Annotated in this window: 22 protein-coding genes; 6 read left to right on the plus strand and 16 right to left on the minus strand. The window is 44.3% G+C overall.

Annotated elements, in window-relative coordinates; all coding sequences use genetic code 11:
- Positions 1-1,057 precede the first annotated feature (1,057 nt).
- The 5 genes from B3157_RS01755 to B3157_RS01775 all read right to left on the minus strand — a co-directional run bounded on the left by B3157_RS01755 (position 1,058) and on the right by B3157_RS01775 (position 7,663).
- Positions 1,058-2,719 (minus strand): ABC transporter permease, encoded by a 1,662-nt coding sequence (locus tag B3157_RS01755; RefSeq protein WP_214079299.1) that lies wholly within the window; start codon positions 2,717-2,719, stop codon positions 1,058-1,060.
- 10 nt (positions 2,720-2,729) lie between these two features.
- On the minus strand, positions 2,730-3,701 hold the full coding sequence (locus tag B3157_RS01760; RefSeq protein WP_214060443.1) for an ABC transporter permease: 972 nt from the start codon (positions 3,699-3,701) through the stop codon (positions 2,730-2,732).
- Positions 3,702-3,786: 85 nt separating this feature from the next.
- Positions 3,787-5,511 carry an ABC transporter substrate-binding protein gene (locus B3157_RS01765; RefSeq protein WP_292588403.1) on the minus strand — a complete coding sequence of 575 codons (1,725 nt, stop codon included), beginning with the start codon at positions 5,509-5,511 and terminating at the stop codon, positions 3,787-3,789.
- Entirely contained in the window at positions 5,508-6,680 is a 1,173-nt protein-coding gene (locus tag B3157_RS01770) for an ABC transporter ATP-binding protein (protein WP_099830624.1), read from the minus strand. Before B3157_RS01770 ends, B3157_RS01765 begins: the two co-directional genes overlap by 4 nt.
- Positions 6,677-7,663, minus strand: coding sequence for an ABC transporter ATP-binding protein (locus B3157_RS01775; RefSeq protein ID WP_300980517.1), 987 nt, complete (start codon positions 7,661-7,663; stop codon positions 6,677-6,679). The genes B3157_RS01770 and B3157_RS01775 overlap by 4 nt, the downstream gene beginning before the upstream one ends.
- A 165-nt stretch (positions 7,664-7,828) precedes the next feature.
- On the opposite strand from B3157_RS01775, the gene B3157_RS01780 reads away from it, so the two are divergent.
- The 5 genes from B3157_RS01780 (at position 7,829) to B3157_RS01800 (ending at position 12,145) form a co-directional block, all read left to right on the plus strand.
- On the plus strand, positions 7,829-8,950 hold the full coding sequence (locus tag B3157_RS01780) for an alanyl-tRNA editing protein (protein ID WP_292588411.1): 1,122 nt from the start codon (positions 7,829-7,831) through the stop codon (positions 8,948-8,950).
- Between the two features lie 12 nt (positions 8,951-8,962).
- The gene (gene dnaB / locus B3157_RS01785; protein ID WP_180979883.1) at positions 8,963-10,309 is read left to right on the plus strand and encodes a replicative DNA helicase; all 1,347 of its coding nucleotides are present in this window, start codon (positions 8,963-8,965) and stop codon (positions 10,307-10,309) included.
- Positions 10,309-11,070 (plus strand): ABC transporter ATP-binding protein, encoded by a 762-nt coding sequence (locus B3157_RS01790; protein ID WP_214079301.1) that lies wholly within the window; start codon positions 10,309-10,311, stop codon positions 11,068-11,070. The genes dnaB and B3157_RS01790 overlap by 1 nt, the downstream gene beginning before the upstream one ends.
- Entirely contained in the window at positions 11,067-11,630 is a 564-nt protein-coding gene (locus B3157_RS01795) for a multidrug transporter (protein WP_214079302.1), read from the plus strand. Before B3157_RS01790 ends, B3157_RS01795 begins: the two co-directional genes overlap by 4 nt.
- 89 nt (positions 11,631-11,719) lie before the next feature.
- A complete protein-coding gene (locus tag B3157_RS01800; protein ID WP_292588417.1) occupies positions 11,720-12,145 on the plus strand; it encodes a hypothetical protein in 426 nt (141 codons plus the stop codon).
- A 46-nt stretch (positions 12,146-12,191) separates the two neighbouring features.
- Here the strand turns inward: B3157_RS01800 and B3157_RS01805 are convergent, their stop codons facing one another.
- The 10 genes from B3157_RS01805 to B3157_RS01850 form a co-directional block, all read right to left on the minus strand.
- Positions 12,192-13,220, minus strand: a complete 1,029-nt coding sequence (locus B3157_RS01805) for a M42 family metallopeptidase (protein WP_292588418.1) — start codon at positions 13,218-13,220, stop codon at positions 12,192-12,194.
- A 16-nt stretch (positions 13,221-13,236) separates the two neighbouring features.
- Complete coding sequence (locus B3157_RS01810) at positions 13,237-14,193, minus strand: SufB/SufD family protein (RefSeq protein WP_292588420.1); 957 nt, start codon at positions 14,191-14,193, stop codon at positions 13,237-13,239.
- Positions 14,186-14,923, minus strand: a complete 738-nt coding sequence (locus B3157_RS01815; protein WP_292588422.1) for an ATP-binding cassette domain-containing protein — start codon at positions 14,921-14,923, stop codon at positions 14,186-14,188. Before B3157_RS01815 ends, B3157_RS01810 begins: the two co-directional genes overlap by 8 nt.
- Before the next feature lie 101 nt (positions 14,924-15,024).
- On the minus strand, positions 15,025-17,775 hold the full coding sequence (locus B3157_RS01820; RefSeq protein WP_292588424.1) for an O-antigen ligase family protein: 2,751 nt from the start codon (positions 17,773-17,775) through the stop codon (positions 15,025-15,027).
- A gap of 72 nt (positions 17,776-17,847) precedes the next feature.
- Positions 17,848-18,237 (minus strand): secondary thiamine-phosphate synthase enzyme YjbQ, encoded by a 390-nt coding sequence (locus B3157_RS01825; protein WP_214061199.1) that lies wholly within the window; start codon positions 18,235-18,237, stop codon positions 17,848-17,850.
- 5 nt (positions 18,238-18,242) lie between these two features.
- Positions 18,243-18,518, minus strand: a complete 276-nt coding sequence (locus B3157_RS01830) for a cell division topological specificity factor MinE (RefSeq protein WP_006491911.1) — start codon at positions 18,516-18,518, stop codon at positions 18,243-18,245.
- 16 nt (positions 18,519-18,534) lie between these two features.
- Complete coding sequence (minD, locus tag B3157_RS01835) at positions 18,535-19,347, minus strand: septum site-determining protein MinD (RefSeq protein WP_214061182.1); 813 nt, start codon at positions 19,345-19,347, stop codon at positions 18,535-18,537.
- A 77-nt stretch (positions 19,348-19,424) separates the two neighbouring features.
- On the minus strand, positions 19,425-20,603 hold the full coding sequence (locus B3157_RS01840) for a class I SAM-dependent rRNA methyltransferase (protein ID WP_292588434.1): 1,179 nt from the start codon (positions 20,601-20,603) through the stop codon (positions 19,425-19,427).
- Positions 20,600-21,700: an iron-containing alcohol dehydrogenase family protein gene (locus B3157_RS01845; RefSeq protein ID WP_292588436.1), complete on the minus strand. Its 1,101-nt coding sequence runs from the start codon at positions 21,698-21,700 to the stop codon at positions 20,600-20,602. Before B3157_RS01845 ends, B3157_RS01840 begins: the two co-directional genes overlap by 4 nt.
- 4 nt (positions 21,701-21,704) lie before the next feature.
- On the minus strand, positions 21,705-22,772 hold the full coding sequence (locus B3157_RS01850) for a polysaccharide pyruvyl transferase family protein (RefSeq protein WP_214061185.1): 1,068 nt from the start codon (positions 22,770-22,772) through the stop codon (positions 21,705-21,707).
- A 98-nt stretch (positions 22,773-22,870) separates the two neighbouring features.
- Between B3157_RS01850 and B3157_RS01855 the strand changes: the two genes are divergently transcribed.
- A complete protein-coding gene (locus B3157_RS01855) occupies positions 22,871-24,232 on the plus strand; it encodes a ComEC/Rec2 family competence protein (RefSeq protein ID WP_292588438.1) in 1,362 nt (453 codons plus the stop codon).
- Here the strand turns inward: B3157_RS01855 and B3157_RS01860 are convergent.
- On the minus strand, positions 24,163-24,630 hold the full coding sequence (locus B3157_RS01860; RefSeq protein WP_292588440.1) for a Fur family transcriptional regulator: 468 nt from the start codon (positions 24,628-24,630) through the stop codon (positions 24,163-24,165). The two genes, B3157_RS01855 and B3157_RS01860, sit on opposite strands and share 70 nt — an antisense overlap.
- Between the last annotated feature and the right edge of the window lies 1 nt (position 24,631).

A 24,631-nucleotide genomic window follows, 5' to 3' on the forward strand; every position in this document is an offset into this window, starting at 1 on the left:
AGTGATTGTGAGAAACATCTATCACGCAATTATCGACTTCATCGGGAAGTCTGAGAAGTCTAGAGTTGATGCACAATCGATTTTGAACGCTTACTTGTTAGGGCTTATAGAATTAGCAACTTTCAATAATGTGATTACAAGTATTGTCAGACTATGTTGGTGTGTTTTACTTCCGATAAGACTCCCCCGGCTGCTATGATCTCACTTAATATTGAAAAAGGGTCGAAGTAACATTTCAATATCTAGCTTCAATACTTCTCGGAAGACCGATAGAGCTTTCAGAAAAAGTACTTTCTGAACCAGTATAGGTTTGTGGATAAGGATCAGCCCTTTCTGTCTGTTGAAAGAGAGGTGATTATCTTCATCATTAGGCAGGTCAATAAGATGACTGAGATCGTTTATGTATATGAAGCCAGATCTTATTGGGACAAGTATAAGAAACAGCCAAGGAATTAGCAGGTGTTATTGGAAAGATAGACCCCAAGACAGGTGAATTCATTCTACCTAAATTGGATCCCAAGCAAGCAGCTGTGAGAGATCCGAGCTTGACTGCAACTGCTAGGATACTCGGTCGCTCACTTATACTGGACAGTATAATTGATGATGCTCACTTTATCAAGATTCTTAGCAGCAAGCTATCGACTGGACTGCAATATGCTTTCTGAATGAAGGTAATCTCTCCGATTATGTCAGGGATTCCCGAAAGAAAGCCGAAAAATACTTCACGGATGATGGCCTACTCCGTGTCTGTGTCTTTAGACTACCTCTTTTTCATTCGGAATCTGCATAACTAGATTTCGCCCCAAGCTTGAGGTGCATCTCTTATGAGAACAAACATTGTTTTTGACTGCTGGGAAGAGAGAAGGAGCGGCTGGAATTTACAGAGTGGAGTTACTATTATTGTTTTCGCGAACCTGAAAGACCTGGTTACACAAACCCGTTGCTTCTGACGAGAATGTCTTATCTTCTGAAAACGAGTCCGTGGGGGATAAAATATCGCTTAAAGAAAGCGGGTCATTCGACCCGCTTAAAATCAATCTATTAGCTTCTTATAGGTTTAGTACCCTAGAGATCTGGGATCGAGAGCATCTCTCAGTGCATCTCCGAGGAGGTTGAAGCCCATAACAACTATGAATATGAATATCCCCGGTATTAGTAACCAGGGAGCTTCTGTCATTGCCTTTATACTCTGGGCCTGCGACAACATCAATCCCCAGCTTGCCGAAGGTTCAGTTATTCCCAGCCCAAGGAAACTTAAGCCTGCTTCTCCAAGAATATATCCGGGTATCGACAGAGTTGCTGCAACGATAATGTACGTTGCCGTGTTCGGGATTATGTGCCGTAAAATAACTCGTGATGATGGATAACCCATAGCAACGGCCGCTTGAACGAACTCTGTCTCTTTCAGTCCCAGAACCATGCCTCGGATTACCCTTGACATCCCGGGCCAACCAATAAAACTCAGAATTACAACTATCAAGAGATAAGTCATATGCGAAGGTATGCTTGTAGGTAGAATCGCACGCAGCGAGATCAAGAGATAGAAACTGGGTATCGACATCAGAACCTCGGTGACCCTCATGAGAATTTCATCGGTAATACCACCAAAGTATCCGGCGGCACCTCCAATCGAAAGTCCAAGAGAGAAAGTGATAAGTATGGCAAGAAGTCCAATACTCATAGAGATTCTAGACCCAGCAAGAATCCTCGAGAATACGTCCCTTCCGTATCTGTCTGCCCCAAACAACAAGAGTTTCGATGGCTGGTCTGTTCCAAATAAGTGAATGTTAGTTGGAAATAACCATAAGAGCTTGTAATCCCAGGACTTGGCGAAGAACTTGATCGGGTACTTAACAGTTTCGTACTCTGTAATTTCGGGTTCGACGACTACTCCAAGAAGATTAGGTGAGATTTCAAGCTCGGCTAGAAACTCCTTTGCTAGCTCAACGTCTTCTCCATCAATGTCGATAACTTCATTGTAAATACTTATAGCCTCGAGAACAATGTCCTTGATTTCTGCTTCCTTTTGAGCAAACACTCTGTGAAGAGAACGCTCAGTTACGACTTTTACTGGCGACCCAATCCTTTGAAGTTCTCTGAACCTGCTTGGGCTAAGGGAATCTATGGTGGTTCTATTAGAAGTCTCACTGACCATCATCTTTTCGAAGAGCTCCAGTTCGCTCAGCTTGATGTTCTGGATAACCGAGTAGTCGGGTTGTCCCAAATTAGCCCTATTGCCTTCTGCGTCAAGAGCATATCTGACCGTTTTTATGGTAAGAAATATATCTATTACCCCGTCTTCACCCTTTGTGAAAGTGGTTTCTGTGCCAGTTGACCTATCCAACGCAGTGATCGAACCTATAGAAACACCTTCAACAAATGTTGTTCTGTACGTTTCGGGGTCTCTTTCCATTACCCAGGCGTAAATGTAAGGAGCAGTAAGCTTACCGCTCTCGTCGGTCCAATGAACTCTTGAAGGTGGCGCAAAAGAAAGTCCCTGTGTCTGTTCATAAGGGTTGGTAGGGGACAAGAAGTCGGCCAGCAATGCTATGACGTACATGATTATCAGGATCCATAAAGAAATCATCCCCAACTTGTGTTTTCTCAAAGCTCTCCACACAAGCTGCCATCTACTCATGTACTTTACTTCAAAGAGGTCTTCTTTACTGACTTCAGCACTTTTCAATGTATTGTTATCATTGGTTTTTTTCTTCTTCATTTTACACCCCTCAGCTCAGTCTATAACGAATTCTGGGATCGACCCATGCAAGCAGAAGATCGGCCAGCAGATTGCCGACTACCAGAAGGACAGCAGAAAGGAGCAACGTGGCCATGACAAGGAACAAATCCTGAGCATTCAGGGCTTCAATGACTAGTCTTCCCATTCCTGGCCAACCGAAAACCGTCTCTGTAAGAACTGCACCGCCGAGCAAACCAGAAAGTGCATATCCAAACATTGTGACTATAGGATTGATAGCATTTCGAACTGCGTGCTTGTAGATAACGTTCTTCTCAGGCATTCCCTTTGCCCTAGCAAAAAGAACATAGTCTTGCCTCAGCTGATCGAGCAACTGACCTCTCATTTGCCTCATCAGACCGGCAAGTCCAGAAGTACCCAAGGTGACCATTGGTCCGACCACGTGCCAGAGATAATCACCGATCTTGCCGATAATACTCAGTTCGTTGAAGTTTTGCGAGATCAATCCTCCTATTGGGAACCACCCTGTCTTCGCCGCCATAAAGAGCCATAGCAAAGCAAAGAAGAAGTTTGGAATAGAAATACCAATGAATGCAAGGAAGGCAAAAGCCTGATCACTGGGCGAGTATTGATGAAGGGCTGAATATATGCCAAGAGGAATGCCGATTCCCCAGGTAAAAATCAGTGTGGTGATGCTAAGCAGAAGAGTTGCTCCCAGTCTCCTGAAAACCAGTTCGAAGACAGGAATCCTGTAACTAAATGAATAACCGAAATTCCCTGTAAGAACGTTGCCCAACCACTTGAAATACTGCACGAAGACATTCTGATCAAGGCCAAACTGATTCTCAAGAACCTTTATCTGATCTCTCGAAATAGAAGGGTTTAACCTGTATGCATCCAAGAAATCACCGGGGGCAGCGGATATAATCATGAAGGCCAGTATAGAGACTCCGAGCAGAACCGGAATTGCTAGAATCAGCCTTCTAACTATATATTTCAGCACCTTATTCCCTCCTCAAAACTCACACTAAGTCTCTCGATGATACGAAAAGCGGGAGGGAAACCCTCCCGCAACGAGAATCAAGATATTACTCTTTCCACCAGCCTTCTAACTGGAATAGCAGGCCTGTTGCAGGTGTTAGTTTTTCGACCGGCATCTTAATATTGTTCTTGTAGACATAAAGGAAGTTCTGTGCAATTGTGAACACAATTGGCTGATACTCAGCAAAGAGCATCTGGAATTCAGCAAATAGGTCATATCTGTCTTGTGGATCAACCGCTGACGTCTGGAGTCTGTAGATTTCATCGACTCTCTTCTCCCAGTCGGGGAGAATGTACATGTCCTCAGTTATGTGATCGTCAGGATTGTAGTCCGGAGGATAGTTCCAGAAGTGCAGTCCGCCGTCAAGCCTGTAAACGTTCCAGCCTGTTCCGGGGTCAACACTACCGGTGAGTCCAATGACGACAGCGTCGTAAGTTGCGTCGTTAAGTCTTGAAACAACGGTATTGAAGTCAATAGGTCTGAAATTGACCTTAATTCCAAGTTTTGCAGCCCCATCGACGATGATGTTGCTTATTGCCTCTCTGACTATGTTTCCAGCATTTGTAGTGAGCTCAAACTCAACCGGGTTTCCATTTGCATCAACACAGGTTCCATTTGGAAGCCAGTCGAAGCCGCCTCTTCTGAGTTCGAGTCTGGCTCTTGTTATCGAGTACTTGTAATCGAATTTCTCGATTTCAGGGTAGTAGAAACCGCTTGACGGAGAGACCGGACCGTATAGAGGAGTGCCAAGCCCATTGTATAGAGATTCAATTATAGCGTCTCTATCCATCGCGTAGACGAAAGCTCTTCTGAACCCATCGTTTCTGAACCATTCTCGCTTAACGGGATCTGGGTTGTTGAAGTTGAAGGTAATAAACTGCGAGCCGAGAGCGGGACCACCGACACCGGTTATCCAGCCCTTATCTGCGGCCATTTCTGCTAGCCTTGGGAACTGCTCGGCAGTCGGTCCGTAGAGATCGATCTGTCCTGCTTCAAATCTGAGCAGAGAGGTATTCTGGTCGGCGAGAAGCTCGTAATTCAGCTTATCGAAGTAGGGCAATCTTACACCGTTGCCATCGACTTTCCAGTAATATGGATTTCTCTCGAAAACGATTCTGACGCCTTCGACGTAATCCGTAATCACAAAGGGCCCCATTCCAACAAGCTTGTCAAAGTCAGCGATCGTCCAGAATTCCGGATAGGTACCGTTGGCGACAACTTCCTCGAGCACATGTTTTGGCATGATGGGGCGGAAGCCGATCTGCCTAAGGGCCGTTACCTGGGGAACTGTCCAGGTGAAGGAAATTGTGGTGTCATCTACAATTTCTACAACCGGTAGCTGGTCGTTAGAATCCAGATAGGACCCGTTGCCGTTTGCCGTGTTTTCCGGGACAAAGGAAACATTTACGAATGTCCAGTAAACATCGTCAAGTGTGAATGGTGCTCCATCGGACCACTGAATGCCCTCCCTTATCTGCACGAAGAAAGTCAATCCGTCATCAGAGAACCACCAGTCTTTTGCAAGACCGGGAAGCGACGGCATACCACCCTCATCGGCTTCAATAAGAGTTGCCAGTATGAATCCTAGAGGATCTGTTGAACTAGTTTCCTGTGCCCAGTCATAGTTAAATGTCTTTGGATCTCCCAAGCCCCAGTAATAGAAAGTACCTCCGGGCTTGCCGTTCCATGTCTCTTCTACGTGATACTCGGGAGCTGCGAAAAGGATTCCAACAGCAATGAGTACTACGAGAAGCACTAAGAGTTTCTTCATTTACTTTCCCCTCCTTGTTCATGAGATGTGGAATAAAGATGGCACGCAACATAATGGTTTTCATCCGCCTTGAACATGGGCGGATATTCCTTGGTACAAATATCCATTCTGTACTTGCATCTCGGATTGAAGAAACAGCCAGACGGTCTGTTTATTGGACTGGGAACCTGTCCGCCAACCAGGTCTTTCCGGTTACGTTTCTTCTTTGGATCGGGTATTGGAGCAGCCGCCAGGAGCGCCTTTGTGTAAGGATGCAATGGGCTGCTGAAGATCGACTCACTATTGCCCTGCTCTACGATCCTACCAAGATACATGACAGAGACTTCTTGAGAAATAAACCTTACCAGAGAAAGATTATGAGAGATAAATACATAACCTGCATTGAGCTGCTCCTGCAGTTTCTCAAAGAGATTGACTATCTGAGCTTGAACCGAAACATCCAAGGCAGAAGTCGGCTCATCGAGAACGATGAGATCGGGGTTTACACTGATAGCCCTTGCAACGGCTATTCTCTGCCTCTGACCACCGCTGAACTGGTGCGGATATCTGTCCACGTGATATTGCTTAAGACCGACTTTTACAAGCAGTTCCTTCACCATTTCAACTGCTTCGTCAAGGTCTTTAGCAAGTTTGTGAAAAAGAAGTGGTTCAGTTAACATCTGCCCAACTGTCATCCTTGGATTCAGAGAAGACATTGGGTCCTGAAATACTATCTGTGCCTTTTGCCTGAGAAGCTTCTTCTTGTGATCTGACTTATCAAATAGAATATCGATTGCCTTGGAAGAGTCCTTATTGACACTATTGTAGATCTCGTACATCTTCTTTTCGAAAGGCTCAAAACCAACTCCGTCACCATTATTAAATTTCTCCGTATCGAAATACTTCTCTTTCAGATACTGTTTTGCCCTTCGCTTCTTCATGAAGTAGAAAGTGGTGTCTTCTTCATCAATAAGCATTTCTCCATCAGTCACTTCATGAAGGCGGATAATCGACTTACCGATTGTAGTCTTGCCACAACCTGATTCTCCAACTATACCGATTGTCTTTCCTCTATCTACCGAGAAAGACACATCATCAACTGCCTTGACGAATCCTACGACTCTCTCGATGAGGAAACCTTGCTTGACTGGAAAGTATTTTTTCAGATTTCTAACTTCAAGAAGCTTCATTCTTGAGCCTCCTTGACCAGCAATACTTTGTTAGTAATTGGGTTCCAGCATCTGACGAAATGATTATCCTTCATTTGCTCAAGCTGTGGCATCTCTTTGTAGCATTTGTCTGTTGCTCTTGAACACCTTGGAAGGAAGGGACAGAGATTCGGAGGATTCAACATTACTGGCGGCTGGCCAGGGATAGGTAATAGCTTATCTTGCTTTATGTCGAGTCTAGGAATGCACTCAAGAAGTGCAAATGTATATGGATTCATTGGGTTTTCGAAAACCTCAAGAGAATCAGCCATTTCCATTTGATAGCTTCCATACATAACGCTGATTCTCGTAGCAATTTCAGCGATTACTGCGAGATCATGGGTAATGAAAATCATGCTGCTGTTGAACTGCTCCTGAAGATCCTTCATCAGTTCTAGAATCTGAGCTTGAACTGTCACGTCTAGAGCTGTTGAAGGCTCATCGGCAACCAGGATTTCAGGATCGCACGACAGCGCTATCGCTATTACTACCCTCTGGCGCTGTCCCCCGGAGAGTTGAAAGGGATAATCATCGATTCGTTCGGAAGGCTTAGGAATTCCTACCTGTTCGAGAAGCTTTATCGATCGTTCTCTTGCTTCCTCTTCGGTAACTTTCTTGTGATGAACAATGGTCTCTATCATCTGGTTACCAACTGTGTACATCGGGTCAAGGGAGGTCATAGGGTCTTGAAAGATCATCCCTATGTGTTTGCCCCTGACTCTGGAGAAACTATCTTTCGGAAGCTTTGCCAAGTCAATATAATCCTTTTCACCGCTCTTACTGAATTCGTCGGTTAAAAAGAGAATCTCGCCACCAGCAATGAAGCCTGGGTTATCAACCATTCCGGCTATTGTTTTGACTGTTACGCTCTTTCCAGAACCGGTCTCTCCAACTATTCCTAAGACATCATCTCTATAAAGATCAAAAGAGACATCTTGAACGGCCTTAACAACTCCTTCTGCCATACTGAAATGAGTAGATAGATTCCTTATCGAAAGGATTGGCCTTTCCTGCAACCAAATCACCCCATATTCATTTTTCACGAATTATACCCACGGAGTTTAAGTAAAAGCTTACTGTATAATTATTACATATATTTGCACTTAATATCAAGTGGCTGGGGGCGATGTATGTTAGAAGTAGTAAGGGAAATATGGTTTGGAGAAGGTACTACCTACGTCAAGATATGTTACGGTAATGTGTATGCTGATGGAGAAGCAGGACAACTAGGAGATCGTGGAAAAGTGGACGAACTGGATATCTTGTCAGTAAATGAGTCGAATAATGAGATTCTTATCAAAGTAGATGGAATAATAGATAAGGACAGAGGTGAATCGGTGGACATCAGGATCGATGAGACGAGGAGACGGGACATCTCGCAGCAGCACACTGCGCAGCACCTGTTATCGGCAGTGTTTCTTCGAGAATTGGATGCCGAAACCGTTGGGTTTCAGATGGGGGAAGAACACACGACAATCGACCTTTCGCTTGGTGTTCTCACAGATGATATGATTTTTCATGTTGAGAGAATCTGCAACGATTTGATCGGTGAGAATCTTCCAGTAAAAAGCTTCAGTGTCAAAAGATCTCAGCTTCAGGAGTTGGGATTGAGGAAAGAGATAGATCAGAGAATCAGCGAAAGTGACAAGGACATCAGAGTGATTGAGATTGAAGGGATAGATGTAAGCGCCTGCTCGGGTCTTCATGTTGAGAGGACGGGGCAGATTAGGCTCGTGAAAATCCTGAAACGCGAGAAAGTCAAGGGTTCTCTCACCAGAGTCTTCTTTGCCGCGGGAAATAGAGCCCTAGATGACTATGTCGCAAAACACAATCTCACAACCAAGTCGGCTTTATTTCTCACCTGCAAATACTCCGATCTGCCGAATCGGATCGAATCCTTAATAGGCGAGCTCAAAGCAAGCAATTCGATAATAAGAAGCCTCTCTGAAAGACTAGGTCATTATATAGCGGAAGATATTGATAGATCGCGATCGAGGATTACTTTTCTTGAAGAAAAGGAGAGTGTTCTAGCTGCAATTACCAAATTCGTCACACTGGAAGAGTATCTTATTATTGGAAAGGCAAATGATAGATTCCTGCTTTTTGGTAAAGGCTTTGACTGTCAGGAGGTCCTTACAAGAGTCAAGGAAGAACTGGAAGTTAGAGGTGGTTCTGGTAAGGATAGAGGGCAGTTTCTTTTCGAAGGAGATTTTTCAGCGGTAAAGGAGCTTATTCTAAAGAACTTCTCATAATTGGAAGAGTTGGTGAATGAATTGAAGACGAGAATTCCTCCGAATAGTATTGAATCTGAAGAGGCTGTTATAGGGAGCATCTTGATTGATCCAGATGTGGTCCCGGATGTGATGGAGCTTCTCACAAGTAGGGATTTCTACTCTCGAAAGAACCAGTTGATCTTCTCCGCAATGGAGAAGTTGTTTGATGAGGGGAGTCCGGTGGATATTGTGTCAGTTACTGAAAGACTAAGAACCGGCGGAGTGCTCGAAGAAATGGGAGGCGAAATCGAGCTTGCCAAACTCGCGGATGTCGTTCCAACTTCTGCCAACTTCTTTTATTACGGTAAGACTGTAAAGGAGAAGGCTCTTCTGCGATCGCTGATAACTGCGGCCAGCTCGATAGTTGAAAACGCATATGAGGGAGAAGAAACAGACGAGATCCTTGACAATGCAGAGAAAGCGATATTCCAGATTACAGAGGCGCAGATTTCGAAGACGTATCAGCATATTGGTAAGATAATGCATGAGCTATTCCAGAATCTTGAAAGGCTGAAAGAGAATGCGGTGACCGGTAGGATCACGGGTATCGCATCTGGTTACAGGAAATTGGATGAAGTTACCACAGGATTTAGACCGTCGGATTTAGTTATTGTTGCTGCACGCCCATCGATGGGAAAGACTGCTTTTGCTCTTAGTCTGGCAACCAATATGTCTCTGAGATTTCAGTTGCCAGTAGCTGTCTTCTGTCTTGAGATGTCGAAGGAACAGCTTGCACAGCGACTTCTGTGTAATGTCACTAATTTTGAACTATCTCGCCTCAGGGCAGGAGATATTGGCACTGAAGATTGGAAACGTTTGACAAATGGTGCCAGTACCCTGCAGACGGCTCCTATAATTATAGACGATGAACCATCCCTTGATCCCAGAACGCTCAGAGCAAAGGCGAGGAGAATCAAGATGGAGCACAACGTTCAGGTCATATTTGTCGATTACCTCCAACTGATGCATACGAAAGGCAGATCCGACAACCGTCAGCAGGAGATCTCGGAGATCTCGAGATCTATGAAGCTCCTGGCAAGGGAATTGAACATCACCGTTGTTGCACTTTCACAGCTTTCCAGAGCGGTGGAGCAAAGAGAAGACAAGATGCCGCGTCTTAGTGATCTCCGTGAGTCTGGAGCTATTGAACAAGATGCTGACACAGTGATGTTCCTTTATCGTGATGATTATTACAAAGATAAGAGCGATGTAAGCAATTTTCCACAGGTTACCAAAGTGATAATCGGAAAGCAAAGAAATGGTCCGGTAGGTACCATAGAACTGATGTTCCATCCAAAAACGGCAACTTTCTACGACAAGGCGTTTGAAGAAGAATGATGATAGAAGCAGTTGATTTGACAAGGCGTTTCGGGGATCTAACAGCCGTTGATAATCTGAATCTGAGAGTATCGTCAGGAGAGATATACGGTTTTCTTGGGCCAAACGGCGCGGGCAAGACAACTACAATAAAGATGCTGACCGGAGTAATTGCTCCTAGCTCGGGAAGTATACGAATTGCGGGGCTCGATATTGAAAGAGACCTCATGGAGATCAAACAGATAATATCTGTTGTTCCAGATGAACCTAAGATGTACGAAAATCTAAAGGGAATAGAATTTGTGAAGTTCATAATCGACATATACAAGCTTCGACCCGAAGAGACCATATCAAGGCTTAGAAACCTGGCAGACGCGTTCAAGATCGATTACCTTGGAAAGTACATAGGAGATTACTCTCATGGGATGAAGCAGAAACTCATGGTTGCCATTGCTCTCATGAGAGAATCATCTGTGATATTCCTCGATGAACCTACCGTTGGTCTTGATGCCTCAAGCGCAGGGAAGCTGAAAGCATGGCTTAGAAACATTGCAAATAGGGGAGCAACTGTATTCATGACAACTCACGTGCTCGAAGTAGCGGAAAAGATGTGCGACAGAATTGGAATTATCGATAGAGGTAGGATGATCGCCGAAGGCACGCTTTCTGATCTGAAAGAAAGCTTCGGCAGTGTGGAGTCAAGTCTTGAGGATCTCTTCCTGGACATTACCGGTGATAACGGTGTGAAGGCCGTGATAGAGAGTCTGGAGGAGGAAGAGTGAGGGTTTTTCTGACATTTCTGCACGAGATTCTTGTTGGATCGATAGCAATCTCTCAGCTCTTCTTCTGGGAAGCCTCACTTTCAGCCGGATTGATGCCTTTATCGATTCTTATGGGAATAGTCGTCTACAGACAGGAGTTTGAAAAGAACATATGTTCAAAAGATATGCTTACTGATAGTGCAAAGGGAGTCTTAAAGAAGCCATCTGTCCTGATACTCTTGATTTCGTTGTTGATCTGCTGGAGCAGGAGTCTCTTTTCGATTCTTGGTTTTGTTTCATCTATGGCCTTAGTGATCTCACTCGCTTCGTTTTCCTTTCTTCCATTTAGAAAGCTGAGGAGAATAGAGGAGGAATCTGTAGCGGTCTTCATTGCAGCTACCACGCTTATAACAGGTTGGGTATTTCCGTCAATTCTGAAATCTTCGCTGTTTACCAGCGGATATCTTCCTTCTTTCTGGCTTCTCCAAATTGCCTCTGGCGACGTTACTGCTTTCATCCTTGTTGTTGTTTTGTCCCTATGGCTTATTAGAATCAGATATCGATTCGACAAGAAAGGCTAAGATTACAAGCAAAACATGAGCTTAACTATAGTCGGCTTTCTAAGTAGTAAAATCGTTATGAGAAACCATTGAAAGGAGCTGAACAATAAATGCAGATTTCACTTGATCAATTCTTGGGTGCGATAATGTCCAGAGTAGATAATCTTGAGGCAACCATAGATGATCTGAGACTCAGAACAAACATCGCTATGCGTTTGGTAAAGTCGGCCGTTCCTCAGCTAACGAAAGATGATGTTGAGAGGGCAGTAAGTGAAGAGCTGGAGGTAACGAAAGAAGCAGGAATGATGGAAGAAAACGACAGAATAGAGGCGATTTCTGAGAAGCTTACAGATAGTATCTATGGGTGGCTTGAAGGGGACGTATCTGAACTCAGAGAGAAAATGGATGCCTACAGAAAGAAGCTTCAGGAAGCTATGGAAGCTGAGAAGAGCAAAGTAATCGATGTCGCTCCTGCCGGTTTTGTTAACCAGCTTGGTCAGGAGATAGGTAACAAGAAGGGCAAGATAATTTTCTAGAACCATGGTTGCGGAGAGCTAGTAATGACTGAGGCGCTTTTGCGCCTCAGTTTTCAATATATCCCTTAAGAAGCTTCAAAGTATTTTCGAGCGCTCTGTAATGAGTCCTTTCGTATCCATGAGAGGCTTCAACTCCGGGACCGACTAGTCCAAACCTGACATCGTATCCGGCTCTCAGAGATGCTTCCACATCAGATCCATAAAAGGGATAGATGTCTACTGAGTATTCGGCTTTCACTTTCTTTGCAGTTTCGATCAATCCCTTAACGATTGAGTGATCGTAAGGTCCACCCGAATCCTTAGCACATATCGAGACCACAAATTCATCGGTCTTCAGAGTATCGCCTATCGCTCCCATATCAACAGAGATTATCTCTTCGCAATCATCTGGCATCGCAGCCGATGCGCCATGTCCTACTTCTTCATAGTTCGAGAAAAACAAGTAAGTTTTTCTTCCGCAGATCGCTTCGCCAGAAGAGACTTTCTTTGCTAACTCTAGAAGGATTGCTGCGCTTGCTTTGTCATCAAGATGTCTTGACTTCACAAAACCACTATCGGTAACCATCACTCTAGGATCAAATGAAACGAAATCCCCTGCTTCAATACCAAGGTTTTTAAGATCTTCTTCGCTTCTTACCAATTCGTCTACCCGGATTTCCATATTTGATATCTTGCGTTCAAGAGTCCTTGCGTTTTCAAAGACATGAACGGAAGGTGATATGGACTGGATTGTTCCTGTGAAGGATTTTCCAGTTTTCGTGTGAATTACGCAGTTCTCGTTTTCAATGCTATTCATTGTGAATCCGCCAACGTTGGTTATCTCTAACCGGCCATTCGGCTTCAGGGATTTAACCATAGCCCCAAGCGTGTCAACGTGTGCAGCCAACACCAGAGGTCTTCCTTTGCCGCCGAGCTCTGCCACCAGAGCTCCCTTTCTTGTTCTTCGCGGACTGAACCCCAATTCCTGCAGTTCAGACTCAAGATAGCCAACAACGGTGTTGGTGAATCCGGATGGACTTGGTATGTTGGCTAGATCGACTAGTTTCTTCACAATGTACATCTCGCTGTATTTCAAGTAACTCCCTCCACTTCTATCTGAGCATACCTTTGACAATCATATCAGTGGCTTCTTCCTCGCTCAACCCTTTTGACATCAAGGTTTCCATCTGCTTGACATTTACTCTGCCGATAGAGGCTTCGTGTGTCAGTTCGGCCTTCTCGTTTTTTACATACAACTCAGGCATAGTACCTACTTCTACAGAATCGCCCTTAATGATTTCGTTGCACTCAATATGGCCTCTCGAATATGGTGCGTTTCCATAGGCTTTGTTGATGATTTTCGCCTTACTTCTGTCTGTGGCAAAAACAGTAGTTTTTGCAATTCCGGATGAGCCTTCGCCATTCAGATGGAGCTCTTCATCAATTTCGAGATAATCGTCTTCACGCTCATATACTTTTGATTCGATATGCGCTGTAGAATTCTTCTCAAGATTGACGTTCATCCTTACAAAGAGCTTTCCTACTCTAGTCTTGGTAAGACAGAACATATTCTGGAATCTGCCACCTTCTCTAACGACTGTATTGTAGGTTGCCCTAACCGTTACTCCGCCGTCCTTGCTGTGCATGTGAGTGTCTTCGTAGAACATCTCAGCGTTTTCTCCAACATCGGTGTCGGCAACCATCGAGTGCGTGAAATTCACTCCGCTCGGGAATACGCAGTGTGATATGAATTTCGCCCGGGCTCGACTTCCAAGACGGTTGTGAATAAGCACTTCCTGTGTTCCTTCAGGTTTCAGATAACCTGTGCATAGGTGAATAGGGTTTTCGATAACAACGTCATCTTCAATATCGAGCCAGATTTCCACTCCGTTATCCAATTCTTTTGCTCTAACATGGACACCTTCGACCGTATTCCTTCCGATCACTTTGTTCCCGCTCACTATAATAGAGACGATGTCTTTACGCAGAAAATCAGAGACGTTACCACCTGATTTTTCGTACTCTTTTGCGATAGCAGTGAATTCCCTCTCAAAACTTGATTCAATCATTGGCAAGACCGCCTTCTATAATCGGTTCATTTATGTGCTGACAAGTGTCACAGAGTTTCCTGTAGAAGCTGACAATCTCTTCTGGCTCGCCGGAGGCAATTATTCTTCCCCCACAGAGAAGATATGCTTCATCTGCCATTCGCGCAATCTCTTCACGATGAGTGATGATTATTACTACCGAACCCTTATCCCGCAGTCTTTCAAGAACTTGTTCAATCATCTCCATGGACATAATGTCAATGCCTGAGTCTGGTTCGTCAAGAATCGTTACTCTAGGATTTACCAGAATTATCGAGGCGAGTTCCACTCTCTTTCTCTCCCCTCCACTGAGTGACTCATCGACAAGTCTATCTAGATATTCCTTGTTGAGTCCCACAATTGATAGGGTCTCATCGAGTTCTTCTCTCGAGAGTCTTAGTTTTCCGCCGAGCGTCAGATACTCTTTCACAGTAAGTCCTTTGAACCTGGCCGGTTCCTGCCAACTCAGAGAAATTCCCTTCTTTGCCCTGTCAGATACTGATAGAGTGTCGATTTCTTCGCCATCTAGAAGTATCTTTCCTTCGTAGTCGTTGTGAGATTCTAGCCCCATCAGCACATATGATAGAGTTGATTTTCCTACACCGTTGTTTCCAAGAATCGCGTAAACACGTCCTTTTTCAAAGGAAGCAGTGAGACTGTTCAGAATGTTTCGTTCATCTCGGATTAACTTGACCTCTTTAACTTCCAGCATTTATATACCTCCATCTTCTTCAACACTATCATAAGTCCGATCAATAACGTCAGCAATACCCGATGTATTACCTGTGTAACACCCAGGTGACGTTTAACGGGTTACCAAAGTGAATAAAGCTGAAGGAACTTCTCGATTTCGTTTAGGGCTGATTCGGCCTTCTCAAGTGCTATTCCTGAGAACTGTTCTTCTTCCATCTCTCTCATAATTAGGGATGAAGTTTCCTCGCTCCAGAAATATACTTCTTCGTAAAGATTGTCGAACCATTCTCTTGAAACGTAATCCTTTAGAGGAGTTAGCTGGCCAATGCTGCCTAATGGGACGACTCGATTCGTTGCTTTCATCGTATTCCAGGCAAAGACCTCTCTCTCTGCTATCTCTTGAACCTTATCCAGTCCATCGAGACCGTAGAGAAGAAGTACGTTTCTTGAATACTCGCCGTAGATGTTGTTGCTTCCCTTCAACCATCCACCAGGGTTGTATTCGATGGCGGTTTCGTAGAGTGTCTCGAGATGCCCTCTCTTAGATTTTGGAAGCTTTCTGATCGAATCTACTAGAGAGGTTAGAGAGCCGCTGTCTGCAACAAAACCTTCGAGTTTCTCCAGTTCTTCTGAGACTCTCTCGGCAGCAGCCATCGCGCGGAAAAGCAAGCTTGCCACATTTCTCACTACCTGAAGATCGGGAGATATCTTTGTGGACCTCAGAAGAGCATCTATCGCATCCAGAGTCACTTGATAGTCGATAAGCAGATTGATATCCAAGACCTCTAGCAGAGCAGAAACATCGGTAGCCGTAAGGTCTGCTCGCAACAAACCGGGTAACTCTCTAAGGTATGAGTGATCGATTTCCAACTCGCTGAGCATACCTCCCGGCGATGTGTCTTCGTTAAGCCAGGTCGAGAAGACATCTTCTCTGGCGAATATCTCTGTGAAGGCATCGGCTAATGCATTGCCCGACATATTGAGCTTTAGACGGAAATCTTCCTTTCTCTGAGCAGTCAAATACATGTATCCTATGTAAGCCTCTGACAAATATTGGCCTCTGGAAATCTCTCTAGATGTCGACAGATTACGCATCGCGGAGTAGAAACTGTTTGACGAGTCCTGCCTCGCCCTTAGAAGCGCTGAAGAAGCAGATCGTAGCTTAGAATCCAGCGCGGATAACGTTGACGCAAAGGCATTTTCTCGTTCTTCAGAAGCCATATGTTGAAGCAACTCTGAGGGTGCCTCAGGATAAGTCTTCTGCAATTCAATCAATCTATCGGGAATATAGTCATCATGTTGAAGATAGGAGTACCTTCCCTCATAGTCCTCAAGATTCTCGATTTCCCTCTTGATACTTCCGATCGAGTTTACTAACTCTGGAATCTGCGGGTTTATGCTTTCAATTCTTCTGTAGTCAATGTAGCCTTTTGTGAAAAGGCCTTCCGCGAAAAACGTTCTACTCATCAGAACTGATGTACTCAGCGCGAATACAACCAGCAGTAGCGGAAGTACCTTTGACATAGGAACAGTGACTCCCTTCGCTTCGGAAAACTCAGGGCTCATGATGAATCCAAAAAGGAAGACAGCTAGCAATGCGTTTGGCATCAGATGACCAGGAAAGGAAAGTACTGAATGAACGAATATAATCAGTAACCCGGCTTCGAGAAAGAGATACTTTGTGACCTTCTCGACAGAGGAGGAACTCTTCACCACCCCGACAGTGTAGAAAAGCATTGCAACTATGAAGGTCATAATTAGAACGATTCCGATTATTCCAGTTTCACTCATCTGCTGAAGATACTCGTTGTGGGTTCGGATGCTGTTCAGACCTGCAACATACATGTACTCTGGCTCTTCAGTCAGTACCTTTCCCATGTTCTCCGTAGAAAGATACTTGTATGATCCGAAGCCTGTACCCAGAAAGGCTGAACTCTCCCACTGTTTGATAGCTGCTTTCCACTGAAGAATTCTGACGTCGACGGAAACGTAGTCGTCAGTGGTATACGTTAACCTCTCAGAGAAGCTGAAACGGCCGCTTGTCAAAGGGTTGTCTCCAGAGTAGACGATCATAATTACTATCGTGGAGATAATAAGAAGAATGAGAAATAGCCTGCTAAATACAGAAATGAAGGATCTGAGTTTGAACCTCAGAATTGAGAAAATCAAGAAGACTACTAGAAAGACTATCGATATTATTACTGAATAATAGACTGCTCTTGTTTGGCCTATCACTATTACTATCAAGAAAAGTGAGAAGAGTGAAAGGTAGAAGTAGTGCCGAATCTTCTCGTGCTTCCAGATCTTCTTCTTGGAAACGGTTAGAAAAGCAGCTGGAAATAGCAGCATTGCCATTAGGTCGGTCGTGAAGTTCACGTTTCCTATAACGGATGAGAGATTTCCTCTTGTGAACGGATCGTTCTCAGTCCCCCAAAGCAAGCCATATCCCGTGTAGAATGAAAATACGGCATCAAAGGCTATGATAAGCCCCGCAAACAGGAAAAGTTGGAGAATAGTCAGTAGAGTTTCCTGTTTCTCTGCCGAGATGAGCAATGAAAAGAGGAGAAAGAGAAGCAGATTCATTGCAAAACCGAGTGAAGTAAGAAAGACGTTTGGCAGCGTGTTCAGAAGTTGGAAGGTAGTCAGACACGCATGGAATCCAAACAACAATGAAAGAAGCTGCGGAAGCGTTACTCTGACACTGCAGGGATTTCTCACAGCTTTCAATGAGAAAGAGACTATGAAGATCGCTATTGAGACCGATGCAAAATAGAACTTAGGTATGCCCATGTCCCAGGTGAAGCCCTTGATTGCGAAGAGCGAAGATCCGAAAACTAGAACAGCAAGAAACAAGAATCTTCCTTTGCGCATTGTGTCCCCTCCCCACAGTCTTCTCTCAGAGCCCCAATTACTGTAAGTGACGAAGACTCATGAGAGAAATTGCTACTCCACTATCGTAACGATTACCTCACGGCTCCTAGGACCGTCAAATTCGCAGAAATAAACGCACTGCCATGTTCCCAGCGCGAGTGAATTGTCTCTGAAAGGTATTGTAACTGAAGAACCAACCAAGGAAGCCTTAATATGTGCATCAGAATTCCCTTCGCGGTGTCTGAATCTATCACTTTTTGGAATGCTTTTTCCCATCCATTCTAAGATGTCCTGAACAACATCTGGATCGGAATTCTCGTTGATTGTTACTCCTGCCGTGGTATGCGGAACAAAGACATTAACAATACCGTGTGAGACCCTCGACTCTCTAACTGACTCAACTATGAAATCGGTAATGTCTATCAGCTGATTTCTAAGGCTTGTTTTTACAGCATATCTCATAAGAATCAATGGAAGACCACGTTTGTAATAATTACCACGTATCCGTTGTGCTCTTCAAGCTGAACTTTGACGTTTTCTTCCTTAACCTTATACTTATCGGCAACGTAAGTCTTTATCTGGTGTACCATATCCTTACCGCTATTCTGGAGGATATCTTGAGGGATCACTTCTCTCACCGGTACTGAATACCTCCTGCCACCAGTTATGGAATCAAGTCTATCCTTTGCTTCTTTTCTGCTTCCTTCGGTTTTCTTCTTCTTCCTGAAAAGTCCAAAGAACATACACTTCAACTCCCTCTTAGTCTCTTCTGAAGATGCGCTTAAGGAATTCAAGGAATCCTTTCGATCCTTGCTCAAGGATATCCCGTTCAACGGGGATCGGTTCTCCCTTCATCCTCAAAGCAATGTTCTCGAAGACCTTTCCGATTCCTTCTCCATTTCCGTTCAGGATAACCGGTACACCTTTGTTTGTTGCTATGATCACCTCGTCACTATCTGGAATAATCCCGATCAGGTCGATTGCGAGGTTAGTTTGAATATCCTCTCTTGTAAGCATATCACCACGTTTGACCATCTGAACTTTGAAACGGTTTATCACGAGTCTGATATTCGCTTCCTGCATCCCGGAGTTCTCCAGAAGTCCGATGACCCTATCAGCGTCAGTAATGGCTGGAAGTTCGGGAGTAGTAACAATCAAAGCTTTTTCAGCTGCAGCTATGGCGTTCCTGAATCCTCTCTCTATTCCCGCAGGTGAGTCCACAATGACATAGTCAAACTTCGGATACAGCTCACTAATCATTTTCTTCATATCTTCGGGGGAAAGCATTTCTTTCGTTGCGATTTGTGAGGCCGCGAGTAGATAAAGTCCCTTGATTTGCTTATGCCTCACTAGCGCTTCAGAAGCAGTTACCTTACCATTTGCAACATCTAGAATTGTATGCACAACTCTATTCTCAAGACCCAATGTGATGTCCAGATTCTTGAGACCTATGTCTGCGTCAATAAGGCAAACCTTCGCCCCTGAATTGGCAAGAGCACAACCAATATTGGCCGTGATTGTTGTCTTGCCGACTCCCCCTTTTCCGGAAGTCACAACGTATACTTTGGCCATTTCTATCTACCTCCAGCCGTTAGACTTTTCTGAATTATAGCATTACATTAATACTTCAGCAGTAACTAGCCCGATTTTCAGTAATTTATCAGTTCAAAGATGTGAAATAGACAGAACTTAAGATACTTGGTCTCGAATATCGAAGTAACCTCTGGATGATCCAGTGATTGTCCACCCCTGAAAGCTACTAGACCCAATTTCTTACAATCGTGAAAAGCATCATTGATCGTTCTCATCCAATCTTCTTCCGAAACGATCTGTGTGCAAGAAGAAGAAGCAATCAATGCCCCGTCGTTTAAACTCTTGATTACTCTCAGGTTCAGTTCTTTGTAGCCCCTGAGAGCGTTCTTCTTGGAAGATGGAGATTTCGCCATTGCCGGAGGGTCTATTACTGCAAGACCAAAGCCTGAAAGACTGTTCTCTCTCAAGTAATCAAAAGCATTTGTCTTGATGAACTCACACTTATCAGAGAACCTGTTTATCTCTGCTACTTCCTTTGCGACGGAGAGCGCACGCTCAGAGGAATCGACCAGTATCGCACTTCGTGCTCCTTTGTTTATGCAATGAAAGGAGAAATTACCTGTGTAAGAAAAAACGTCGAGTACTCTTCGACCGGCGGCGTAGTCTGATAAGCGCTTTGCGTTTTCTCTCTGATCGAGAAAAAAACCGGTCTTCTGCCCTTTTGTGTCTGCAAGAAAACTGATTCCGTTTAAGCTGAATGGCAGAAGCTCCGGCCCGTTGCCGTACAACCATCCTTCTTTAGCTTCCAGGCCCTCCTTTGCAAGGGAGGTTCCTTCGCTCTTTTCGAAAATCCCCTTTGGTTTCAAAACGAGGATCAAGGCTTCGATGATTTCCTTCTTCATTAGCTGGATGCCAAGAGTATTGAATTGAACTACGAGCCAATCGGAGAATCTATCAACTATCAATCCTGGTAGACCATCCGCCTCGCCGAATACGATTCTCAAGGCGTCACTATCTTCTAGAAGTAGAGACTTCAGTTGTATTGCTCTTCGGATTTTTCCTGAAAAGAAGTCTGTATCGAGTTTGCAGTTCCTTCTTGTAATGAATCTTACTCTTATCGTGGAACCAGAGTTGTAGTAACCCTTTCCCAAGAATTGCCCAGAATACGTAAACACGTCCACTATGCAACCATCATCGAGCGGGTCGTGTTTTTCGATTTCGTTGTCGTAGACCCACGGATGGCCAAAAGCTACCCTCCTCTTGATTTCTTTCTTGAGGAACACTCTGGGGCTCAATCGCTTATTATCCTCTTGTAAAGATTAACGAAGAATTGCTTGTCGAAGTCACCCGGCGTCTTTTTCAGATGAGATGCTTTAGAGGTCTGATCGGACCATTTCTCAATCTCCTCTTCAGAGAGCTGTAATGAGACTCTTCCTACACCAAACTCCTGTAAGAAGGCGTTAAGCTCATCTAGATCAGTGAAAGGTTCTATTGCACCGCTTATTCTATTCGGGTCGGTTTTGGCTATTCTTTCGAATATCCCAATCAACATGAGTGCATTTGCCATTCCATGCTTTATGCCTTTGAAGGATGAGAGAGGATAACCTGCGGCATGAACTGCAGTCGTTCCCGTGTGGGCAATAACAATCCCGGCAAGTGTCGCGGCGAACTGTATCCGCTCTCGGGAAGAGACATCATTTTCATTCTTCAAGACTTCACGGAGTGATTGCTTTATAATCTTCGTTGCTTCCTTCGAAAGCATCTTCACCAGGGGGTTCTGTCCCTTGTTGACTGCTTCGCCTTCTATAGAATGAGATAAGGCATCAAGTGCAGTTGAAATTGTTACATCCACGGGCATTGTTACAGTGTATCTCGCATCCAAGAAAGAGATTCTAGGAAATGTTGAAGGCATGCCAAAGCCCTTTTTCGAACCTTCAGGATCGGTTAAAATCGAGTACTGTGTAACTTCACTTCCGGTCCCAGACGTGGTGGGGACTGTGACTATTGGAAATGCAGGAAGATCCTTTCCTCCGAATAGATCTCTGCAGCTGCAGTTGGCATTCTTCCCAACTACTGAGATAGCCTTGGCAGCATCTAGCGGACTGCCGCCACCGATTGCCAACACGAAATCGCACGCGCTATTTGAGAGCATTTTTCCGCCCTTCTCAATTGTTGAGAAGGAGGGATTCTCTTCCACTTCATCAAATAATGTGCTTGGAATATCCAACGCGTCAAGCACTTCCTGCACATCGTCAAGTGCCCCGCTCTTTATTGCTGAAGACCTTCCAGTGACTATGAAAGCATTAGTTCCGATCTCTCTGAAAAGCTCATTATTATGACTTATTGTTTTAGTCCCCGAGAAGACCCTAGTTGGCAGGAAATATTTCCACATTCAATCACCTTCTATAGATCAACTTAATCAATACTTCTTTTGATTCGGTTGCCGTTTTCTCAAGTTGAGACCAGTATTCGTCTTTGAGATTAACAGGCTCTTTCAGAGAACTGTTGATGGCTAGACTCAAGCTCTCGCAGCTTCCTTCAAAGGAGAGTTCGCAATCCTTGTTAAGAGATCTCACAAATCTATCGAGTTTCGTGTTCTTCTTCCACACAAATGGAACTCCTAATGAGATAGCAAGAATTGCTCCGTGAAGACGCTCAGTAATTATCAGTTCTGCATTGTTGAAGATTCTTATCATGCCTTCGAGGTCTTCGGGAGGCTTTCTAACTTTGAATCCATTTGATCTGGCCTTAGATTCGAGCTCACTTCTCTTTTCTTCGTCATGATGATTGTGAAAACCCACAGCGCACACTTCAGTCAGATTGTTCAGCCTCAGCGAATTGAGGACGTCATCAACACTTGTTCCATTCTTCAATACAATTACCGCAAGACCACTTTCGGTTGTTCGTTTTTCCGGAATTATTCCCTTTTTCTGCAAATAGTAGGGGCCGTAGTCAGTACCTGAGATAACTCTCTTCGAGATAGAAGAGAAATATTTGTAGCTGACTAAGTCTCTCATTACACCAAAGGTAAGAGGATTATTCAGTAGCTTATTTAGAGCCTTTCTGTTGATCTGTCTGTTCAACGGTCCAAAACCTTGAGAGAGAAGAAGCAGAGGTTTCCCCCTGTTAAGGGTATGCCTGGCAATCTCATAATAGTAAAGGAAGCTCCTCCAACTAGTCTGGTCCTGTAGGAGATTTCCCCCTCCGAAGATGGTGACAATTGAGTGCCTAATTGAGTTTGTGATCTCACCAATACTAAAGCGACTAACCAATCTGATATCGAGTTTCGAAGGGAATCTATGAGTTATTTGCTCTATGTGAGAAGATGCGGGCAAGTATATTGGCCCTTCAAACCCTATCTCATCAATTAGGGATAGTGATGAAAGCAATAATAGATCGTCGCCAAGGTTATTATATCCATAGTAACCCACCAGCGTCAGCCCGCCAAAAGAAAACTGTCTCACCTCAAAACCTCCAGGAACATTCAACGATAATATTCTATCACATGTGAATCATCGAACACGCTGTTCACAAAGCGTTGCAAGGGATGTACAATCTATTTATGCTAGGTGGACTTCTGAAAAGGAAAACCTCTTTCCCGTTTCTATACTATCTCCTTGCAACGATGCTTGGGGAGCTGTTGGTATTTGCACTTGCCTGGACGGCAGGTGCATGGATACCACTCATCCTTATATCGACAGCCGTCATTCTTCTTTCTTCCAGATGGGTCAGCCCTTTCATTTGGCTCATGTTCTTTGTGGTCGGTTGCCTCGGTCAGTCTCTAACGTTGAAGACACTTGATCCTGGAAAAGTAGAATATGTGGGATACATATCCAGAGGCGGAACGGGAAACGTTGAGGCAAGCATGGGAAGAGTGCTTGTTGAGGGAAAGTGGATGAATCTTCCCGTCGCTGTAAACATAAGGCTTTCCGACAGAAAAGCTGCAGCTTTTGCGGGCCAGATAATCTGGACAGCGGGAACTCTTACAAGGCAAGAATCATTTCCTCTTTTCAAGATCGAATCGAATATTGAGGCCTGTGTCGAGAGGCTAGAGGTCTTCTCTTATCCTGGAAAGTATGTTACTGAGTTACTTTCGAGGTACCAACTAAATGATACGATTGCTGCAGCCGTCTTCACCGGCGATAGAAGCCACATTGATTTTGAGACCAGGGAGAGGATTTCTAATCTTGGAGTTGCGCATTTGTTTGCGGTTTCTGGTTTGCACATCGGTCTTATGTATTTGCTGGTCCATTCCGCTCTCTCTTTTCTCATGTTAGGTAGGAAAACGAAGCTGATACTTTCTATTGTCTTGCTCTTCTTCTATACCTTATCTACTGGTCCAGCGATATCTGCTACCAGAACATTCTTGATGTTACTGTGTTATTCACTACTGAAGATCATTGATTATCGACAGCACCCGCTTAATATTCTGGGATTTTCCGGAATTATTATTGTTATGGCACAACCATCTATTGTTGCGTCAATTTCATTCCAGCTGAGTTTCTTTGCAACAGCTGCGCTTCTAATCTTCTTGCCTGCAATCGAGAATAAGAATCTGCTGAGTCAGACATTGCTTGTTGGAGCGATCGCTCAGACGGCTATCATCCCGCTTTCTCTCAGTACATTTGGCACGTTGTCTCTAGCAGGAATACCGTTAACCGTAGTAATGGTTCCAGTCTTCGTTGTGCCTTCGTATCTTGGAATGATTTTCATCTTGGTAGCAGATCTTGTTGGCCTGCAAATAGTAGGCAGTTTTATTGCTGGTAGTCTCAGAGCCATGTCCTCGTTACTTGGTGAAGTCACTAGTGTAATTGGGGGAGTCATCCCGGCGATACGCTTTGAACCTCTTACTGCCTATCTATTATCGTTGCTGTCACTTTTCTTATTCTTCACTTTGCTCTGGCATTCTGGACACAAACCGTAGAATTTAAGCTGATGATCGTCTATACTATATCCTGTTCTTGACTTCACTAGCTCTTCAAGTTCTTCGAGATTGTCAAGGTGAAACTCGACAACGGAACCGCAGTTGCTGCAGATTATGTGGTGATGATGATGCTCTCCCCTTTTCACCGGTTCGTACCTTACAATTCCATCTTCGAAAACAATCTTCCTTAGAAGGCCTATCTCTACGAGCAACTCAATGGTTCTATAAACGGTTGCTTTGCTTATCCCGAATTTCTTGCTCTGAATCTTGTGATAGACTTCGTCGGCGCTTAAGTGATCTGTCTCAGCTTCAAAGAAGAATCTTAGCACGTACTCTCTTTGAGCTGTCATTCTCTGGTTTCTTCTCTTAAGTTCGGCCCTTAGTTGGTCTTTCTTCATA

The organism is Mesotoga sp. UBA5557, assembly GCF_002425715.1.
Lineage (GTDB): Bacteria > Thermotogota > Thermotogae > Petrotogales > Kosmotogaceae > Mesotoga.

Excerpts from the sequence above, each read along its gene's own strand:
- B3157_RS01775 (WP_300980517.1), bottom strand. The coding sequence starts at position 7,663 with ATGGCAGAAGGAGTTGTTAAGGCCGTTCAAGATGTCTCTTTTGATCTT.
- B3157_RS01810 (WP_292588420.1), bottom strand. The coding sequence starts at position 14,193 with ATGATTGAATCAAGTTTTGAGAGGGAATTCACTGCTATCGCAAAAGAG.
- B3157_RS01765 (WP_292588403.1), bottom strand. The coding sequence starts at position 5,511 with ATGAAGAAACTCTTAGTGCTTCTCGTAGTACTCATTGCTGTTGGAATC.
- minD (WP_214061182.1), bottom strand. The coding sequence starts at position 19,347 with ATGGCCAAAGTATACGTTGTGACTTCCGGAAAAGGGGGAGTCGGCAAG.
- B3157_RS01800 (WP_292588417.1), top strand. The coding sequence starts at position 11,720 with ATGCAGATTTCACTTGATCAATTCTTGGGTGCGATAATGTCCAGAGTA.
- B3157_RS01820 (WP_292588424.1), bottom strand. The coding sequence starts at position 17,775 with ATGCGCAAAGGAAGATTCTTGTTTCTTGCTGTTCTAGTTTTCGGATCT.
- B3157_RS01855 (WP_292588438.1), top strand. The coding sequence starts at position 22,871 with ATGCTAGGTGGACTTCTGAAAAGGAAAACCTCTTTCCCGTTTCTATAC.
- B3157_RS01790 (WP_214079301.1), top strand. The coding sequence starts at position 10,309 with ATGATAGAAGCAGTTGATTTGACAAGGCGTTTCGGGGATCTAACAGCC.
- B3157_RS01780 (WP_292588411.1), top strand. The coding sequence starts at position 7,829 with ATGTTAGAAGTAGTAAGGGAAATATGGTTTGGAGAAGGTACTACCTAC.
- B3157_RS01830 (WP_006491911.1), bottom strand. The coding sequence starts at position 18,518 with ATGTTCTTTGGACTTTTCAGGAAGAAGAAGAAAACCGAAGGAAGCAGA.
- B3157_RS01845 (WP_292588436.1), bottom strand. The coding sequence starts at position 21,700 with ATGTGGAAATATTTCCTGCCAACTAGGGTCTTCTCGGGGACTAAAACA.
- B3157_RS01860 (WP_292588440.1), bottom strand. The coding sequence starts at position 24,630 with ATGAAGAAAGACCAACTAAGGGCCGAACTTAAGAGAAGAAACCAGAGA.
- B3157_RS01755 (WP_214079299.1), bottom strand. The coding sequence starts at position 2,719 with ATGAAGAAGAAAAAAACCAATGATAACAATACATTGAAAAGTGCTGAA.
- B3157_RS01770 (WP_099830624.1), bottom strand. The coding sequence starts at position 6,680 with ATGAAGCTTCTTGAAGTTAGAAATCTGAAAAAATACTTTCCAGTCAAG.
- B3157_RS01815 (WP_292588422.1), bottom strand. The coding sequence starts at position 14,923 with ATGCTGGAAGTTAAAGAGGTCAAGTTAATCCGAGATGAACGAAACATT.
- B3157_RS01825 (WP_214061199.1), bottom strand. The coding sequence starts at position 18,237 with ATGAGATATGCTGTAAAAACAAGCCTTAGAAATCAGCTGATAGACATT.